Source organism: Bartonella sp. OC68QHHN (genome assembly GCF_042193875.1).
In the GTDB taxonomy this organism is placed as follows: domain Bacteria; phylum Pseudomonadota; class Alphaproteobacteria; order Rhizobiales; family Rhizobiaceae; genus Bartonella; species Bartonella grahamii_A.
The window spans coordinates 275,243-294,146 of the sequence record NZ_JBHIME010000023.1 but is presented as its reverse complement, the minus strand read 5'-3'; the positions used below and the strand labels follow the sequence as shown (position 1 = coordinate 294,146).

The following is an 18,904-nucleotide window of genomic DNA, read 5'->3' as shown; positions in this document are numbered from 1 at the left end:
GTTCGAAAGATGTAGAATATTTAATGACAAAAAAAGAAAACCATCATGAAATTTGTACATAAGAAATAGTTATTAAGAGATATCCAGAAGGAAAAAATTATAGCGAACAGTGATAATAAAATACCTCACACTCAATTCACATAGGAACAAGTCGCTTAAATATCTAAAGTGTAGTTTGTTACCTGTTTTTGAAATATAAGAGTGAAAAAAAACACTCCTATGACAGAAACCTTATTATTTTCAGATAACTAACACATTAGATAACATTGTACAGAAAAACCTACGCACAAGCAATTTACTGCAATCGCCTATGAAGATAAAATTTTCTGAAAGCTTATTATCTACTGCTTATGCAATTACATAAAGTATATTACTTTACCGCAACAGTTCGTCCGTTACTCACAAAACCTTCCCTTTGCGCACGCTTACGAGCAAGCTTACGTGTACGACGAATAGCCTCAGCTTTTTCACGAGCGCGCCTCTCAGATGGCTTCTCATAATAACTACGCATTTTCATTTCACGGAAGATACCTTCACGCTGCATCTTTTTTTTCAACGCACGGAGCGCTTGGTCAACATTATTATCACGAACGAGTACTTGCACTATCTATCCTGCTTTTTTCAGTGTCATAAATGATAGGAAAAACCTACGTCCTTTTAAAGGGATATCCAAAAGGACAAGCATTTATATCATATAAATAAGACATTTGTCTATATCGCTTTTTAAAATTCTATTCTTTTAGCAATAAAACGCTTTTTATAATGAATACATAATTAAAAATAAATACATAGAATTTACGGTTATAAATTTATGAAAGTCCTTGTATTTGATCATTTTCGTCAAGATGAATTTTTTCAGCCGTGGGATAATGGGGTAGTCCCGGCATGGTCATAACATCTCCACAAATGACAACAATAAAGCCGGCTCCTGCGGAGAGACGAACTTCTCGTACGGGAATTTCAAAATCAACAGGAGCACCATATTGCTTGGGATCAGAAGAAAAAGAATAAGGTGTTTTTGCCATACAAATAGGGTAGGCACCAAAACCTTCTTTTTCCCAAGATTCAAGTTGTTTGAGAATAGGGGCTGAGATGATGGCGCCACGCCCACCGTATAGCTTTGTTATAATACAATTAATTTTTTGAACGAGTGGAATATTATCTTGATATAAAACTTTAAAATGAGAATGTTTTTCTTCAATCAAGGTAACGAGTTCTTGTGCAAGTTCTATAGCGCCTTTTCCACCTTGTTCCCAATGCTTACAGATAATAGCTTTGTGTCCAGTTGTTGCAACTATTTTTTGTAATGTTTTTATTTCAGCATCGCTATCGCTGTCAAAATGATTAATAGCCACAACACAAGGAATACCGTAGTGCTCCATATTTTTTATATGTCGTAAAAGATTGGCTGTTCCTTTTTCTAAAGCGGTGATATTTTCTTCTGTCAGGTTATTTTTATCCACACCACCATTCATTTTTAATGCACGAATAGTTGCCACGATCACTGTAGCATTTGGTACAATACCTGCTTGCCTACATTTGATATTGAAGAACTTTTCTGCTCCAAGATCTGCTCCAAACCCTGCTTCTGTGACAACATAATCAGCAAGTTTTAAAGCAGTTTTTGTTGCTATAACTGAATTGCAACCATGAGCAATGTTGGCAAAAGGTCCTCCATGAACGAGAACAGGATTATTTTCAATTGTCTGTACGAGATTGGGTTGTATAGCATCTTTGAGAAGAACTGCCATTGCACCTTCCGCATTGAGATCAGAAACGGTGATGGGCGTTTTATCATAACGATAAGCAACAATAATTTTTTTGAGTCTTTGTGTAAGGTTTTCTAAATTTTCAGAGAGACAAAGAAGTGCCATAATTTCTGACGCAACAGTAATATCAAAACCTGTTTGGCGTGGAAAACCATTTGTTATGCCCCCCAATGAAATAATAATATCGCGCAATGCACGGTCATTCATATCAAGAACGCGTTTCCAAACAATGCGACGCGGATCAATGTTTAGAGTATTTCCCCAATAAAGATGATTATCGATCATTGCGGCAAGAAGATTATGAGCAGCTGTAATAGCATGAAAATCACCGGTAAAATGTAAATTAAGGTCATCCATTGGAACGACTTGCGCATAACCACCACCAGCAGCACCACCTTTTACACCAAAACAGGGACCTAAAGACGGTTCTCTCAAGGTAGCTATTGTTTTTTTACCAATAAGATTAAGAGCATCACTTAGTCCAACTGTTGTTGTTGTTTTGCCTTCTCCGGCAGGTGTGGGATTGATAGCTGTGACGAGGATAAGTTTACCATCTGGATTTTTATTAAGCGATTTTATGTATTCAGAAGAAATTTTAGCTTTATCATGACCATAGGGAATGAGATTTTCATGTGAGATACCAATTTTTTGTGCAATTTCAATAATATGCTGCTTTTTAGCAGTGCGAGCAATTTCAATATCTGTTTTAGGCATGGAAAAATTCTTTAAACTTAGCTTTTACTAATGTTCGGGATCTGTACCCCATGGATTAATTAGAAGAATTCATAGAGAACAGAAAATATTAAGATATCATAGAAGTTGATGATATGCTATGCAAGAGATAATGCTAAAGAAGTACGAGAAGAGTTTCATTGTTTTTTAGGAAAAAAATTTCTTTGCTTTTAAGCAGTAAAAATACGTTTAGTTCAATTAAAAATATCTCGAAAAGAATCTTTGGTTTGCAACAAAATGCTAATCATATTAATGGATACCATAAGTGTTTTATGGTGGCACATCTGAAGTCCCTCTTAAGATGGGACTGTCAGAAATAAAATATTCAGAAATATCCAGTTATGGAAAAGTTAGAAATAAGCACGTAAAAAATTATCCAACTGATTAAAGAATATAATCCGGAAGAGACCCAAAACAAGCGCATAGATTGAAAAAGAAAACAACAACACACACTGCTCATGCAATCGTTATGATTATTAGCTAATAAAAGCACCTTGAGGCTGAATTGAAGGACTCATAACATCCTATTCTAGCAAAGTGGCTAAAGAAACGACTCACAACAGAATGAAATAACAAAATACAAAAAACAAAGATAGGCAAAAATAAATCACAAAATAAAGAATTTAAAGAGCCTGAATTTATAAGGAGATATTTTGATAGATGGCGCACCCGAAGAGATTCGAACTCCTGACCCCCAGATTCGTAGTCTGGTGCTCTATCCAGCTGAGCTACGGGTGCATACATTTCAATTTTTTACATTATCTAAGACAAAGGCTTCCTAATCGTTTCATTAAAGAAATGCAAGTGAAACTTAGATAGTAATAAAAAAAACTCTCTTTTTTATGAGATATTTTAAAAAAGGATATAATATATTATGGTTTTAGTTGGTTTTGATATGATAATTTTTTTGTTGTGACCGTACAAAGCAATATGAACGATAGTTAACTTGACGTTTTAATCTATGAAAGATAGTCAAGCAGAGATGAGATGTGTTTTTTGCGGTGGGGATAGGATATATACACCCGCTGTTTGGTTTTTGTGTAACACGCCGATATTACTGTTGAAAACTATTTCAGATGAACATGACACAGCAAGGGTGGATGTATGGCGTTATTAAAAAAGAGCTTTCCATTGATGTTTTTAATCGTCGTTTTAACGGTTACTTATTGGGCTGGAAAAAAGAGTGTAGAACAACCCATTTCTATGGTGAATAAAACAAGAGTATCGTATAAAGCTTCAAAGGAAAAAATGGGAAGACCACCGGTGAATGTTGTGGTTGATCTTGTAAAAATTCAAGATTTTTATGAACAACTTAACGTTCTTGGGAGTGGAAAAGCTCTTGCAGAAGTCGAGCTTACCCCTTTATCCTCAGGTGTTATTGATAAGCTTTTTGTATCAGCTGGTACAAAAGTACAAGTCGATGATGTGATTGCAAAGCTCGATTCTAAAAAAGAGGAAATCGCAGTTGCAAAAGCAAAAGTACAACGTGATAATAATGCATTAACGCTTTCGCGCATTCTTAAATTACGCGCCAGCAATACAGCAACGGAAGTTCAAGAAATTACAGCACGCTTAGAGTTGGATAATGCAAATTTAGTTTTGCGTAATGCTGAATTAGATCTCGATAGGCGAACAATTCGTGCACCGATTCCTGGAGTTGTTGGTATCTTGCCCGTTGATGTGGGGAATAACGTGACCCTTAATACTGTAATAGGCCGTATTGAGAAGAGAGAACGTATTTTGGTCGATATATGGGCCCCTGAACGATATGTGTCGCGCATCAATAAAGGAGATGAGGTAACGGCAACATTAACTGCGCAGCCAGATAAATCTTTTGTTGGTCATATTTATGCGATTGATAATATTGTTGATCCAGAAAGTCGCACGCTTCATGCTCAGGTTGAAATCAATAATGAAAAAGATACGCTCATGTCTGGTATGTCCTTTTCTGTTGTATTGCAATTTCATGGTGGTTCTTTTCCTGTCGTTAATCCTCTTGCGGTTCAATGGAATAGTAAAGGGTCATTCGTTTGGCGTGTGAGAGAAGGAAAAGTAGAGTCTATTCCCGTATCAATTATTCAGCATAAAGCGGATCAGGTTTTCGTGAAAGCTCCCCTAGAAAATGGTGATCAAGTTGTCATTCAAGGGGTCCAAATGCTTTATCCAGGAAGTAAAGTAACTATTGATGATCCAAAGTTCCATCAACAGCAATTATCAGCGGTTTATGGAACGGATATACAATGAGCCAAGAATTGAGCACAAAACAGCCTATGTCAAAGGTGGAGCAAGGTGGTCTCATTGCCTTATTTATTCGCAGACCGGTTTTTACTTTTGTTTTAAATGCTATGATCATCATTGCAGGATTTGCAGCGTGGTTAAATGTTGATGTAAGAGAATTACCCGATGTTGATACTCCAGTAACAACGATTGTGACGATGTTTTCTGGTGCGTCAGCAGAAACCATTGATCGTGAAGTAACAAAAGTTATAGAAGATGCTGTTTCTCGTGTTTCAGGTGTTAAGACGATTTCTTCAACATCTTCTTTTGGACGCTCTCGTGTGCAGATTAATTTTAATGTCGGTGTTGATTTGAATGTAGCGGCATCTGATATTCGTGATGCTCTGTCTCGAATTGCTTATTCTTTACCAAAAAATGCAGATTCTCCTTTGATCATTAAAGCAGATTCGAATGCTGCTGCCATGATGTATTTGGTTGTGACGTCACCAACAATGAGTATTGATGATTTAACAACGATTGTAAACGATCAGATTGTTGATGCAATTTCTGCTGTTGATGGTGTTGGTGATGTACAGGTTGATAGTGCTCGCACAAAGATTTTTCAGATTGATATAGATCAAGCAAAACTTGCAAGTTATGGATTAACTGTAGCAGATATTTCACGTGTTCTTGCTGATATGACAACGGATGTACCAGTAGGATCATTACGCAATTCTAAGCAAACTTTAGTTGTTCGTGCCACTGCGCGTTTAACAACACCAGAATCTTTTGAACAAGTTGTTTTAAAGCCTCATGTGCATCTTGGTGATGTTGCACATGTTACTTTATCGCCAGATATAGAAACGGTAATTCTTCGTATCAATGGAAAGACAGGTATTGGATTAGGTATCGTGCGTAAAGCACAATCCAACACTCTTAATATTTCTCAAGGTGTAAGAGCCGTTGTTGATAATCTCAAAAGCATTGTTCCTTCTTCTGTACATATAGACGTTATTAATGACGATGCAATTTTTATTAAAAGTGCCCTTCATGAGGTTGAGGTTGCGTTGGTCATTGCTATTTTGAGTGTTATATTAGTCATTTTTCTTTTTCTCAGAGACATTCGTGTAACACTGATACCTGCTTTGTCTCTTCCTGTTGCTTTGATTGGTACCATTGCAGCTATTTATCTTGTAGGGTTTTCATTGAATATTCTTACATTTTTAGGACTTGTTTTAGCAACAGGGCTTGTTGTGGATGATGCCATTGTTGTTCTGGAAAATATTGTTCGATGGCGCAATATGGGGTTAGGTTCTAGAGCTGCAGCGGTGATAGGAACCCGTGAAGTTTTTTTTGCTGTTGTTGCAACAACATTGACTTTAGTGGCCGTATTTGTTCCTATTTCCTTTCTTCCTGGGCAAGTTGGAGGGCTTTTTAGAGAATTTGGTTTTGTTTTGGCAATTTCTATTTTGCTTTCTTCAATTGTTGCCTTAACGCTTTGTCCTATGTTGGCTTCACGTTTTCTCAAAGAACATATTGAGGAGAAAGAAGAAAAGGACCATCATTTTACTTTTTTATATAAATTAGGTACTTTTTTTCATAAGGTATATAATTACAGTTTGCATAAGTGTTTAGAAAAGCCTTGGTCTGTTGTTTTTGCTTCACTTATTTTTGCGGGTCTTTGTGTTGGAGGCTATATGAAACTACAACAGGAATTAACCCCAGCAGAAGACAGAGCTCTTATCTTTTTGGTCATTAATGGACCACAAGGTATTTCAACACAATATTTGAACGAGCAGGTAGAGCAAATTGAAGCAAGTCTAAAGCCATTACGTGATGCAGGGGAGATTGCTAATAGTTACTCTATCGCGGGTATTGGTGGTTCACCCAATACTGCTTTTTTGGTTTTATTGCTTTCATCTTGGGATGAACGTTTACGTAGTCAGCAAGAAATTGTGAAGGATGTTAATGCAAAGGTTAGACAGTTTCCGGCAGTTTTTGTATTTGCTGCGCAAGGAAATTCTCTAGGTGTGAGAGGAACTGGGCAAGGGTTACAGTTCGCAATTCTTGGTAATGATTACGCAACACTACAACCCATTGCTGATAAGCTGGTGAGTGTTTTACAAGATGATTCGCGTTTTATTCGACCACGTCTTACTGTTGATACCACACAACCACAATTTTTTATTGAAATCAATCGAAAAAAAGCCTCCGATTTAGGGATTGATATCACCAATTTGGGCGATACATTACAAGCAATGTTGGATGGTAAAAAGATTGGTTCCATTAACGTGGATGATCATTCTTACGATGTTAAATTGATATCGCGTAAAAATTCTATGAAGAGTCCTAGTGATTTAGAAAATATTTTTTTAAAGACTAAAGACAATCGATATGTTCCTTTATCGGTTATTGCGCGTTTACATGAAAAAGCTATCGCTCCCCAATTAAAACGGGAAAAACGCATGAGCGCTGTTATTTTAAGCGCAAATCTTGCTCCAGGTATCGCTTTAGGGGAAGCTTACCAAACTGTACAGGAAATTGCTTCTCCTTTGTTATCGAAAGGAATCTACGTGGTTCCCTTGGGGGAAGCTGAAACGCTTAATGAAACATCTTCCAATTTTATGATTGTTTTTGGCATTGCCTTTTTGATTATTTTATTGATTTTGGCTGCTCAGTTTGAAAGCTTTATTTCAGGATTCATTATCATGGCCACGGTCCCATTAGGGATTGGTTGTGCTGTAATTGCTATGCTATTAAGTGGTGTGAGTCTTAATATTTACAGCCAAATTGGACTAATTTTGTTAATTGGCGTTATGGCAAAAAATGGTATTCTCATTGTTGAATTTGCAGATCAATTACGGGATCAGGGAAGAAGCGTGCGTGAAGCTGTAGAAGAAGCAGCAAATATTCGACTTCGTCCAGTTTGTATGACAATGATTTGTGCCATTTTAGGAGGTATTCCTTTGGTTTTAGCCAAAGGTGCTGGCGCAGAAGCTCGTATAGCTTTAGGTTGGGTTATCGTTGGTGGCTTAGGTTTAGCAACTATTTTTACGCTTTATGTCACACCGGTTGTTTATCTTTTTTTGGGACGTTTTATAAGACCAAAAGCAGAAGAAGATTTACGCTTAACAAAAGAACTCAACCAAGTTAAATGATGTCTCTGATAGAAAAGATTTGGAAGTTTATTCTTGTAAAAATATCATTTTCGGACCTTATCCTTTTATTTTGTATATTCCTTTATTTTTATGTGAGCAGTGAAAATAGCGAGCAATAAAGGAGACGCTTTCTGCTTTGTATTGTTTGGGCATAGATTTCATTATCAATAACCGTATAGGATAAGCTTATGGGAGATAGCTTTTCGATTCGAAATGAAAAGGCTTTTGAAGCCGCATTAAAAGCTTTAAGAAACCATGCCGCAAAGGATGGAGTCTATGATATTCGTCGGCATTTTGTAGAAGATAAACAGCGCTTTTCCCATTTTTCCCTCAGACTTGACGATCTTCTTTTCGATTTTTCAAAATGTGGTGTGACATTTAAAACATTGCAACTTCTAGATGATTTAGCTGTCGCAGCAGATGTGTTAGGCCGGCGTGATGCAATGTTTTCTGGGAAGGCGATTAATACAACTGAAAAACGCTCAGTTCTTCATATTGCATTACGTTTACCTGCTGATGAAATTTTCATATTGGATGGTCATAATCTTATTCGCGATGTTCAAGACGTTCTTGAAGATATGGAAAGATTTTCTGAAAAGGTGCGGGATGGCAGCTATAAGGGAAACAGTGGCGAGAGAATAAGTGATATTGTCAATATTGGTATTGGTGGTTCTGATCTTGGTCCTGCAATGGTCACATATGCTTTAAAACCTTATCATGATGGTCCACAGTGTCATTTTGTTTCTAATGCTGACAGTGCCCATATTTCTGATACTCTCTCTATTTTGAATCCAGCAACAACGCTGTTTGTCATTGCTTCTAAAACTTTTACAACGGCTGAAACAATGGTAAATGCTCAAGTTGCACGTCAGTGGATTTGTTCACATTTGGGAGAAGAAGCCGTTGGTACGCATTTTGTTGCTGTTTCAAGTGCGCTTGATAAAGTGGCAGAATTTGGCATAGATTCCACAAGAGTTTTTAAATTTTGGAATTGGGTTGGAGGACGTTATTCGATTTGGTCAGCCATTGGACTTGTTGTTATGTTTGCAATAGGTGGTGGAAATTTTCGCCAATTTCTCAATGGTGCATTGCAAATGGACCAACATTTTAAAACTATGCCTTTGCACAAAAATATTCCTATTCGTTTTGCTCTTTTAGGATTCTGGCATCGTGTTATTTGTGGTTATTCATCACGTTCTATCATTCCTTATGCACAGCGTTTAATACATTTTCCAGCTTATTTACAACAGCTTGATATGGAATCAAATGGTAAGCAAGTTTCTTTAGATGGAAAACCATTAAGTTTTTCAAGTGGTCCGATTGTTTGGGGGGATTCAGGAACAAATAGTCAACATGCTTTTTTTCAACTTTTGCATCAAGGAACAGATATTATTCCTGTAGAATTTATTTTATTTATAAAAGGGCATGAGAAAAATTTACATTCTATGTATGAGATATTGCTAGCAAATGGTTTAGCGCAGTCAAAAGCATTGATGAAGGGGCGTAGTATTGAAGATGCTAGGCATATCTTGATAAAAAATGGAGTTGATGAGGCTGAAGCAGATCATTTAGCATTTCATAGAAGTTTTAAAGGAAACCGTCCCAGTATTACGCTGGTTCAAGATTTATTAACACCTTTTGCACTCGGTCGTCTTATTGCGCTTTATGAACATCGTATTTTTGTTGAAGGGATTTTAATGAATATTAATTCATTTGATCAATGGGGTGTTGAACTTGGTAAAGAGTTAGCAAACGAGTTACTACCAATTCTTCGTGGAGAAAGTAAAGCGGATAATCGTGATAGTTCAACATTAGGGTTGCTAGCACATATTCAAGCAAGACGTGCAAAATAAATATAATTTGACAGGAGGTTTTGTACTAACTAAGCAAAAGTAGAATGAGAGAGAAATATGAGATAATTATTTAATTTTATTATGCGTTCTCTTATTATCTGAACTAGATTTATGTGACAGAAAATCAAAAAAGTGCAAAAATTGTAAAAATGAGAATTTATTTGCAAAAACAATAAAGAGCTTTAAAAAGTCTTGAAAACCTTTAGAAAAATAAATTGCTACAAAACCTAGTGGCAAATTATACAAAACCCGCTGGCAAGCTACATACAGGCAAGCTATAATCGCTTTATAAACTTTGGCGGAGAGAGAGGGATTTGAACCCCCGATAGAGTTGCCCCTATGCCGCATTTCGAGTGCGGTGCTTTCAACCACTCAGCCATCTCTCCATATAAAAGTGAAACAAAAATCGGCACTATTTGAGTGTATAAGGGTAGATAACCTTCAATTGTTTTTGGTACAACCTTTTTTTCTTTTTTATGGGACTTTATTGACAGAGAATAGAAATTCCTTCATATATACGGAATATGAGCGTGAGGAAATCTGCGCATATTTATGTTGAAGAAGGTTTTATTCTTCTTTACAATCTATTACGACTGATAAAAAGCAGCCTATTTTCCCTTATTTCAAGGCAGAAATTAAATAAGAGCTGGAGTGAACGGAAGGATAAAAAATGTTCGCAGTCATTAAAACTGGTGGTAAGCAATACCGCATTGTTGCTAATCAAGTGGTAAAAGTTGAAAAAGTTAGTGGAAATGCGGGTGATGTTGTTGAATTCAATAACATATTGATGGTTGGGCAAGAAGGTAATGCGGTTATTGGTACCCCTGTCGTTGCTGATGCATTGGTGACAGCTGAGATTGTAGAACAGGCACGTGGGCGCAAGATTATCGCATTTAAGAAGCGCCGTCGTCAAAATTCTAAACGCACACGTGGTCATCGTCAAGAATTTACGAGGCTTCGTGTTTTAGAAATTTTAATGGGTGGTTCAAAACCTAAAAAAGCAACTGCGAAACCGATAAAAGAAGAAGCAACTGCACCAAAAGAAACAAAAGCTGCTGCTTCTGTTGAGAAGACGGCTGAAAAAAAGACTACGTCGCAGAAGAAAGCGTCTGTAGCATCAAAGAGTAAGAAAGATTAAAGGAGAGCGTCTATGGCACATAAAAAAGCTGGTGGTTCCTCGCGTAATGGTCGCGATTCAGAATCGAAACGTCTAGGCGTTAAAAAGTTTGGTGGTGAGACAGTTATTGCCGGAAATATTATTATTCGCCAGCGTGGTACACGTTGGCATCCTGGCAACCATGTCGGCATTGGAAAAGACCATACGCTTTTTGCATTATCAAATGGAAAGGTTTCTTTTCAACGCAAAGCGGGTAATCGTTCCTATGTTTCAGTCATTCCTACGGTGGAGACGGCAGAGTAATCTGTAGCACTCTCTAGCAATCAATAGGATTTCATTGAATTATAGTTGTGGTTTTATAAAGTATTAAAAGGGAAAGATAGAATCTCATCTTTCCCTTTTTGCATTGGTACTATAATAAATGTAGGAAATATACGAAAAAGGTAGAATTAGGGAAATGGCTTTTCTCAACGAGGGAAGAAGTTTGTGCGGTGTTACATGAGTATTTAGTACTGAACCTATTGATATTATTAGGAATTTAATGAAAGCATTATTTATGCAATCATTTTGATAAAAATGGGTCTTTTTATCGGCATTGTGGTATTGATGAGTTGTCATACTGTTTTTAGGTGGGGGTGTGGATAGGTGAGGCTATTCATTTAAAAGGACATAGGGATAAAAAATCCATAAGATGGCAGTCAAAACTACTTTGAAAGTGGCGTGCATTAAGGAATTTTCGGTAAATCAAGAGTGAAATTATATTTTTAAGGAGGACGGTTTTTAAAGATATAAAAATAACCAACGTGCAATCAGCGCCCTCCAAGAATATTTTTGCTGATTTCATTATTATTGTGCATTGTTGAAAATAAACAGGTATAAGAGCCAGGGTTAAGGCAATAATTGCTTTTCATTTTTTACTTTATTTATATTATTAGTAGAGTTTTTTTATTCTAGTAGTTGATAATGGTGCTTAGGGGATGGGGCATATTCGTATTTTGCAAATGTGCGACAGTGGGCATTGTGTGTTTGCGATATTGATTGAAGTAAAGGAGTAGCTTTAAATATATAAATGTTATATATTGCGGGGTTGGTATCATAGGATGAGCTGCACGGAATTTTAAAGATGATAAGTTGCATGGAGCAATTTGTAATTATGTAATGAATTTATAAAGAGGGATAATAGGTTAAATAAACTTTGAGGAATCAGTTAAAATATTAGCTGAAATTACAGATGGTTGGGAGGATGCTTTCTTGTAGGGAGAATAATGAGAAGTTATGTTGAATAACTTGGGATAATGAGAGCGTTTTTAAAACATAGCTTTTCAGGTGATTGGTGCTGTAAAAATCGGGGTTTTATCTTTGTAAAGTAAAAGAGTAAGAGGCAGACTTGCATGTGATGGTTTTAAGCACCTCGCGAGATGATAATACCCAATTGTATTATCGGTTATATTGAGGTATTTAAGCACCTCACTTAGCTATATTCCGTAAAATATAAAGAGAGCTTTTGTGGTATTTATAGCTTGTATTTTGGGAAATGCAGCTTTGAAAACAAATTTATCAGAGATATTGGTGTTCAAATGTGAGGCAATTTGAATTCATGATGAGATGTGAGAAAGCAGAAGCAATGAATGTAGATTTTACCGAGGGTGAAATCTTGTCTATAAGATCTGTACAACTTGCAGCTGCTTTTGATCATAAAAATGATGCAATTTATGCTGCTGCTGAATTGCTCGTGCAGGTTGGTGCAGTTGATAAGTGTTATCTGGCAAGCATGCTCGCACGTGAAGAAACAACCAATACTTGGTTTGGAAATGGTATAGCCATTCCTCATGGTATGGCTGAAAATCGTGATTTAATTATCAAGGACGCTGTTGCTGTTCTACAGGTTCCTGCTGGTGTTGAGTGGCAGGATGGCAAGAAAGCACATTTGGTTATTGCCATTGCAGCGTGTCCAGATCGCTATAAAGAAATTTGTAAAAAATTGACGTTTCTTTTATTTGATAAAAAACAGCTTGAAGTACTTGCAACAACTACGGATAAACAGCAAATTGTTACAACTTTGTTTGATCAAGATATGAAGATAGAAAAAACTTTTATTGGTGATCTTTCGGTGTGTCAGGAATGGACTTTAGATTATCCAAGTGGTCTTCATGCACGACCAGCTTCTCTTTGGGTTGATTTTGCAAAAAAGGCTCAAAATTCTATCAGAGTTCGCCATGGTCAATATACCGTTGAAATGAAAAATTTGGTTGGTTTATTGCAATTAGGAGCAAAAAACGGTGATGTTCTAATTTTTTCTACAGATGCTGCAGAAGGAGCACAACTCCTCAATGATGCCATTGCTATTGCAAAAAAAGTGAGTATTAGTGAAAAATGTCTGATGAGAGCAATGGAATCTCAAACAAAGACTTTTCATGGTTGGTATCCACGCTCTATGAAAAAAGGCATTTCTGGTGTTGGAGCAAGTTCAGGATTAGCATTTGGTAAGATTTTTGTTTTAAGGCAAAATGATATTTCCATAATAGACCAGCCAATTGATTTTGCAGCTGGTGCAGCATGTCTTGAAAATGCTCTTACAAAAACAAAACATAAAATGGCATCTGTGATTTCTGATATTACAGTGCGTATGGGGGCAGATTCTGCTGCGATTTTTTCTGCGCAAATGGTTTTGCTTGAAGATGAAAATTTAATAGCTCAAGCTTGTCGTTTTATAGCAGAAGGTCATGGTGTTGCTTGGTCTTGGGATAGAGCGGTTCGTCAATTTTCAGATATGTTTTTTAAGGTAGATAATCCTTTGTTAGCTGCACGTGCTGTTAATTTAGTTGATGTCGGTCGACGTGTTTTAGGTGAAATCAATCCATCCTATAGATCGTTCTTTTTAAATGATATTCCACATGGTGTAATTCTGGTTACAAATGACCTTTCTCCTTCTGATGTAGCACAGCTTGATTGTACAAGGGTAAAAGGATTAGCAACAGCATGGGGAGGTCCATTATCTCATACAGCTATTTTGGCGCGTACTCTTGGTATTCCAATGGTTGTTGCTGCAGGTGATGATATTTTAGCGATTCAGTCTGATATACAGGCTATTATTGATGGCGATAACGGGTTTATTTACCTTGATCCTACGCTTGAAGACGTTGAAGATGCTCAAAGACATATTGATGCTGTTGCACAAAAACGTGTCCGTGAAATAAGTGCGTGTAGATTACCAGCGCAAACGAAAGATGGTCAAAGAATTCGTATCATGGCTAATGTCAACTACGCAAATCAGGTTTCTGTTGCGCTTGATTTGGGGGCTGAAGGTGTTGGACTCATGCGCACGGAATTTTTGTTTTTAGAGAATCCACATATTCCGGATGAGGAGCTACAATTTAATATATATAGGGCGATGATTACAGCTGTAGGAGATAAGCCATTAATTATTCGTGCGCTCGATATTGGTGGGGATAAACAGGTTACGCATTTACATTTATCTAAAGAGGACAATCCTTTTTTAGGTGTTCGAGGAACGCGGCTTTTGTTACGTCGACGTGATCTTTTGGTGCCTCAATTACGTGCTTTGTATCGAGCAGCAAAAGAGAGCGGAGATCTATGGATTGTGTTCCCGATGGTAATGTCTGTTTCAGAGATTGTCACTATAAAAAAGATTGCGGAAGAAATTCGCAATGATATTGATGCACCAAAATTAAAACTTGGTATTATGATCGAAGTTCCAGCAGCCGCCATTATGGCAGATGTGTTGAGCGCCCATGTTGATTTTTTCTCAATTGGAACCAATGACCTAACACAGTATACAATGGCTGTTGATCGGCAAAATCCGTACCTTGTATCTGAAGCTGATAGCCTTGATCCAGCAGTTTTGCGTATGATTTATCAGACTATTCAGGGAGCTGCACAACATAAGTGTTGGGTTAGTGTATGTGGTGGCATGGCTGGAGATCCTTTTGGTGCAATGATTTTGACTGGGTTGGGAATTAATGAGCTTTCTATGATATCTTGTGATATTTCTCCAGTAAAGGCGTGTTTACAGACCCATAGTTTTGAGGATATGAAAATTTTAGCACAAAAAGCATTACAATGTGAAACTGCACGAGCTGTACGTGCTCTAAGTAAGGATATAAGGTGATAAAGAACATTAAGGGGAACGAGCTAGCTCATTTTGCAGAGTAATCAGATCTTTAGTGCTGTAAAACATTATCCTTTAGGATGATTATAGGCAGAATATTAATTTATAATGATAATTTATCGTTTTAAATTTCTCTATATTGAATTAATAAAAATTATTCTTTTATACGTTACAAGGAGGAGTAATATGTGGATAAAAACACTTTAAGAAAGAATAGATGCCTTTTATGCATTCTCTAAAATAGCAAGGGATGTTACAATATTAGGGGATAAATAGCGTGATGGTACTTGGCTTGTACTTTTTATTTAAGGAAAGATGATGCGATCCAATAGATTTTATACCATTCATGGACACCGTATGAGATAGATATGACAAGCTTTAAGAGATGTTTTTTTTAACAAACGTGTGGATGAGCAAGAAAATAGTATTCTTAGAGTATTCTGTTTTGTTAGAAGAGCATATCCCACTTAAAGAATGCGATAATCAAAAGTATGAAGTAATACGTAATCTCTATTAAATAATAGAGCTTACTTTAGATATTTTGAAAACTATAAAGCTGGATTTAAAAGTATATGGTAAAAATGAAAACAGGTTTGCATCTTTATGATTTTGTATTTGGCCAAAATTGAGAATATTTTTTCACTTCAGAAAATAAGATATAATCATACATCTTAAATTAAAAATGCAAAGGCCTTTTTTATCTAAATTTTATTTTCTTTAGTATCAACTAAATATAGAAGTGTGAAATTGAATAGAGGATTTAGAGTAGGGCTTATTCTGTAATCCTATGAAATGGAAAACTGACACCATCACACTATTTTACAGCCCTCAATGTTGCAAAAATTTGTGCTATTTAAGAAAATGCATAAGAGGCACTTATCCTCTCTTAAAATGTTCTTTCCCCCACATACTATCATCCCCGCTTATGATGTATAAGAAAGTGATTTTAATTATTTGGTTGTGTAAAACCATGGACTATATGCCAATTTTAAGAGAAGTATTTTTTTGTGAAGCAGAAAGTGCGTAAATAAGCATGAAAGTTTATAACTGGTGACAATCTTTTTTATTCCCATTATTGTATTATCCAAACCTATCCACGGAAAAAGTTTTTTCTTAAAAAGAAAGGATGTGCTTGTTATTCAACAGATATAAGCTCTTACTTTAATAAATGAATTTGTTTTTTGAGTTTTGAATGTATAGTTTAGACTTGCACGTTATTTCTTTCTGGGTATAGTGCAAACTTCTGGAGAGGTGGCCGAGTGGTTGAAGGCGCACGCCTGGAACGCGTGTATATGGGAAACCATATCGAGGGTTCGAATCCCTCTCTCTCCGCCATTAATTTAAAACGAACTGTCATATGCTTGATATGACATAGCTTAAAAAGCTCACTATTTTCAGGATTTTTTACTGTTTGCAATTGACCAGTTCGCGCCAATCTATGCCTGTCATTATGTATACCTAGAAATTGCTGTTGAATTTCCACTAATTTTATATTTCTAAGCTCCTCTCCTCTCGATCTTGAGATAACCTGATTTAGCATAAACGATCTCTTCAAATATCATTAAACGGTTTTTGCCATTATCACTAATTTCTGATAGAGCTTCAGAATTAATGGTGATCATAGTGCTATTTGCATTTCCATTGATTAACGGGCTAAATGCGTTTTATCCACATGAGAGGTAACGAGCACCTCAGCTTTTTTCACGCAATGTGCTCATTTAAAATTAATGTGATGAGTATTTGTACAAACTTTTTATCTATACCATAATCAAAAAAGATTGACGTAGTAATTGAATATCATTCATGAGGCACTCTTTTTTATCTCTAAACCTTTTAAGTAAATAGATAGTCCATGTAAAATAAATAAAGGGGCGCAAAAACCTATGAATATACAGAGGCCGTATAATGTAGGAAATGAAAAAAAGTTTGCTGCATATAAAAGCACAATAGAAAATAAAGCTGTTATAATGCGAACGCTGGCATCACCTACCAAAATCACCTCAGCTAAATTGTCACTAGGTGTAATGGCTTGACCAATTGTTATCCCAGATACCCTAAAATAAAATTGCCCAATTCCTAATAAAAAGCCCATGATATAGAGAGAGTATTGGGTAAAGTTTAAATATAAAACAAAAGAGATGGCAATTATTGCGAAAGCTGGTGCACCCCATACGAAAAAACGAACTAAAGATGGAAATTTCCGTAAATAATAGGATGAAACAAAGCCATTGATTACAAAACCCAGTGCTGACAAAGCAAAAACAGAATTTTGAATGGCTGTAAATTTTATATTATCTGATGTTATCGATGCAAGAACAAGTGGCAATAAAACGATAGCGCCTGTATAGAGAAAATTATTCAAGATACGATTAATCGTCAAAAACCGCAAAGCAGAAATTTGCCAAAGGCACCTAAAACCAACACCATAAGATCTTTGAATTGGTCTTTTTGATGGTTCTTTTATCCTATTTATTTTCTGTATATACTTCATATAAAACCATAAACTGGCATTTAAAAGATAAATAAAGACAACAAAGGCTATAGCTATTTTGTGCCCCAAATGCGCAATTATAAAATATATAAGCAATGGAGACACAATAATAAAAAACTGACAGCAACTCGTATAAAATGCAAAAATACTAGCTTTGTGTTTTGGGTCTGAAATTAATTGATTTAAAGCAGTGTTATTATTTGGGTTATCAGCTCCCATCAATAGAGCAAGTAAAAAAACACAAATAAAATAAGTATTGAGTTGTTTATAAATAATAAGGAAGATAGCAAGGCAGCACAAATAATTTGACTATAAAATCCAATTATAAAGCCTTGGTAGCGCGACAACACATTTCCCAAACATAAGCTTGCAATTCCAATTGCAATTAAATTAACAACATTTAGAGTAGCAGATGCTTTTCCTGTTGTATCTTGCAATTGTAATAAAGAAAGGCCAATAGATAATATACTACTAGCACAAAAACTTGTTAAACATCCAATCAAAATCATAAGAAAAACAGAATTACGCAACACTTTTCTTATTTCCAGATAAAGCGTTAAGCCATTTTGTAATTTCTTCTGTTGTTAAATGTGGTTCGGCACTAAATCCTAATTTTTCATAAAATTTGCATTTAAATGCACTACGAGTACTCATTTTTTGCAGGCCATCTATTAGCATGAATTCTATACCAGGCAATATTGTGCTCATAGATTGAGACAAATAATAAGAAACTGCTCTCCAATATATATGGGTACGTTCTCTTACCAAATAATTTTCCAAGGCATATTTCAAGTGACAACCATCTAAAATATATTTCGAACAATGGTGCAACGGATAACAAACACAAATAGCATCTGCTTCATGTACGAGACAAGAAGAAATATTAATATTTTTTATCATTTCATAATATTATAAAAACTTTCAGTGAGCAGATCTTCTAAATTTAGTCTAGTCATAACAAGAGTGGTTTCTAATTTTTGAGCAACATGAGACAAAGCCAATCTTACGACCACAGTTCTAATAACCTTTAAGTTAGATTCTGGATACGCTTTTTTTAAATTCTCCACCCATATGTTTCTATCACATATAATAATTGGCTCATTTCGTCTGAATAAACAAGATGTGATTCTAAACCAATGCTATCACAAAGTTTTGAGCTCTTGAATTCCCCGTATCCTAATCTGGTATTTTTAAATCATCATAGCAACTAAATAGTTTTTAAGTATTCTAACTTTTATTAAATTTTGTAACAATGTATTGGAATCTCTCCTTCACTGACTTCGACAATTATTTTCTCACCACTATAAGAATAAAAAAATATCTTTGAATTTGCTTACTTTTAGAAAGAAAAATGAGCAACACTCTTCCTTAACGAAAAGAAACATGCTCTCTACCTTTTTCTTTATGATTATCAAAAACCTATTCTGTTATAATTTGA

Annotated in this window: 12 protein-coding genes and 3 tRNA genes; 7 read left to right on the top strand and 8 right to left on the bottom strand. The window is 35.8% G+C overall.

Annotated elements, in window-relative coordinates; genetic code table 11:
• Positions 1-370 precede the first annotated feature (370 nt).
• The 3 genes from rpsU to ACFIJ0_RS03950 form a co-directional block, all read right to left on the bottom strand.
• Complete coding sequence (gene rpsU / locus ACFIJ0_RS03960) at positions 371-604, bottom strand: 30S ribosomal protein S21 (protein WP_273717519.1); 234 nt, start codon at positions 602-604, stop codon at positions 371-373.
• Positions 605-809: 205 nt separating this feature from the next.
• Positions 810-2,483, bottom strand: a complete 1,674-nt coding sequence (locus ACFIJ0_RS03955) for a formate--tetrahydrofolate ligase (protein WP_375624711.1) — start codon at positions 2,481-2,483, stop codon at positions 810-812.
• A 679-nt stretch (positions 2,484-3,162) separates the two neighbouring features.
• A tRNA-Arg gene (locus ACFIJ0_RS03950) sits at positions 3,163-3,239 on the bottom strand.
• A 366-nt stretch (positions 3,240-3,605) separates the two neighbouring features.
• Here ACFIJ0_RS03950 and ACFIJ0_RS03945 point away from each other — a divergent pair.
• The 3 genes from ACFIJ0_RS03945 to pgi all read left to right on the top strand — a co-directional run bounded on the left by ACFIJ0_RS03945 (position 3,606) and on the right by pgi (position 9,729).
• On the top strand, positions 3,606-4,745 hold the full coding sequence (locus ACFIJ0_RS03945) for an efflux RND transporter periplasmic adaptor subunit (protein ID WP_375624710.1): 1,140 nt from the start codon (positions 3,606-3,608) through the stop codon (positions 4,743-4,745).
• Positions 4,742-7,876 carry an efflux RND transporter permease subunit gene (locus tag ACFIJ0_RS03940; RefSeq protein WP_375624709.1) on the top strand — a complete coding sequence of 1,045 codons (3,135 nt, stop codon included), beginning with the start codon at positions 4,742-4,744 and terminating at the stop codon, positions 7,874-7,876. The genes ACFIJ0_RS03945 and ACFIJ0_RS03940 overlap by 4 nt, the downstream gene beginning before the upstream one ends.
• Before the next feature lie 188 nt (positions 7,877-8,064).
• A complete protein-coding gene (gene pgi, locus ACFIJ0_RS03935; protein ID WP_375624708.1) occupies positions 8,065-9,729 on the top strand; it encodes a glucose-6-phosphate isomerase in 1,665 nt (554 codons plus the stop codon).
• A gap of 296 nt (positions 9,730-10,025) precedes the next feature.
• On the opposite strand, the gene ACFIJ0_RS03930 is transcribed toward pgi, so the two are convergent.
• Positions 10,026-10,115, bottom strand: a tRNA-Ser gene (locus tag ACFIJ0_RS03930).
• A 284-nt stretch (positions 10,116-10,399) separates the two neighbouring features.
• On the opposite strand from ACFIJ0_RS03930, the gene rplU reads away from it, so the two are divergent.
• The 4 genes from rplU (at position 10,400) to ACFIJ0_RS03910 (ending at position 16,310) form a co-directional block, all read left to right on the top strand.
• Complete coding sequence (gene rplU, locus ACFIJ0_RS03925; RefSeq protein ID WP_375644236.1) at positions 10,400-10,867, top strand: 50S ribosomal protein L21; 468 nt, start codon at positions 10,400-10,402, stop codon at positions 10,865-10,867.
• A gap of 12 nt (positions 10,868-10,879) precedes the next feature.
• Positions 10,880-11,149, top strand: a complete 270-nt coding sequence (rpmA, locus tag ACFIJ0_RS03920) for a 50S ribosomal protein L27 (RefSeq protein ID WP_375624706.1) — start codon at positions 10,880-10,882, stop codon at positions 11,147-11,149.
• Positions 11,150-12,443: 1,294 nt separating this feature from the next.
• Entirely contained in the window at positions 12,444-14,975 is a 2,532-nt protein-coding gene (gene ptsP / locus ACFIJ0_RS03915; protein ID WP_375624705.1) for a phosphoenolpyruvate--protein phosphotransferase, read from the top strand.
• Between the two features lie 1,245 nt (positions 14,976-16,220).
• Positions 16,221-16,310, top strand: a tRNA-Ser gene (locus tag ACFIJ0_RS03910).
• Positions 16,311-16,471: 161 nt separating this feature from the next.
• On the opposite strand, the gene ACFIJ0_RS03905 is transcribed toward ACFIJ0_RS03910, so the two are convergent.
• The 4 genes from ACFIJ0_RS03905 to ACFIJ0_RS03890 all read right to left on the bottom strand — a co-directional run bounded on the left by ACFIJ0_RS03905 (position 16,472) and on the right by ACFIJ0_RS03890 (position 18,162).
• Positions 16,472-16,597, bottom strand: coding sequence for a hypothetical protein (locus ACFIJ0_RS03905; protein WP_375624704.1), 126 nt, complete (start codon positions 16,595-16,597; stop codon positions 16,472-16,474).
• 179 nt (positions 16,598-16,776) lie between these two features.
• Positions 16,777-17,766 carry an MFS transporter gene (locus ACFIJ0_RS03900; protein WP_375624703.1) on the bottom strand — a complete coding sequence of 330 codons (990 nt, stop codon included), beginning with the start codon at positions 17,764-17,766 and terminating at the stop codon, positions 16,777-16,779.
• Complete coding sequence (locus ACFIJ0_RS03895) at positions 17,685-17,996, bottom strand: hypothetical protein (protein WP_375624926.1); 312 nt, start codon at positions 17,994-17,996, stop codon at positions 17,685-17,687. The genes ACFIJ0_RS03900 and ACFIJ0_RS03895 overlap by 82 nt, the downstream gene beginning before the upstream one ends.
• Positions 17,989-18,162, bottom strand: coding sequence for a hypothetical protein (locus ACFIJ0_RS03890; protein WP_375661400.1), 174 nt, complete (start codon positions 18,160-18,162; stop codon positions 17,989-17,991). The genes ACFIJ0_RS03895 and ACFIJ0_RS03890 overlap by 8 nt, the downstream gene beginning before the upstream one ends.
• Positions 18,163-18,904: the final 742 nt, after the last annotated feature.

Bases quoted from the DNA above. Each gene is read 5' to 3' on its own strand.
- ACFIJ0_RS03955 (WP_375624711.1), bottom strand. From the start codon at position 2,483: ATGCCTAAAACAGATATTGAAATTGCTCGCACTGCTAAAAAGCAGCAT.
- ACFIJ0_RS03945 (WP_375624710.1), top strand. From the start codon at position 3,606: ATGGCGTTATTAAAAAAGAGCTTTCCATTGATGTTTTTAATCGTCGTT.
- ACFIJ0_RS03940 (WP_375624709.1), top strand. From the start codon at position 4,742: ATGAGCCAAGAATTGAGCACAAAACAGCCTATGTCAAAGGTGGAGCAA.
- pgi (WP_375624708.1), top strand. From the start codon at position 8,065: ATGGGAGATAGCTTTTCGATTCGAAATGAAAAGGCTTTTGAAGCCGCA.
- rplU (WP_375644236.1), top strand. From the start codon at position 10,400: ATGTTCGCAGTCATTAAAACTGGTGGTAAGCAATACCGCATTGTTGCT.
- rpmA (WP_375624706.1), top strand. From the start codon at position 10,880: ATGGCACATAAAAAAGCTGGTGGTTCCTCGCGTAATGGTCGCGATTCA.
- ptsP (WP_375624705.1), top strand. From the start codon at position 12,444: ATGATGAGATGTGAGAAAGCAGAAGCAATGAATGTAGATTTTACCGAG.
- ACFIJ0_RS03905 (WP_375624704.1), bottom strand. From the start codon at position 16,597: ATGATCACCATTAATTCTGAAGCTCTATCAGAAATTAGTGATAATGGC.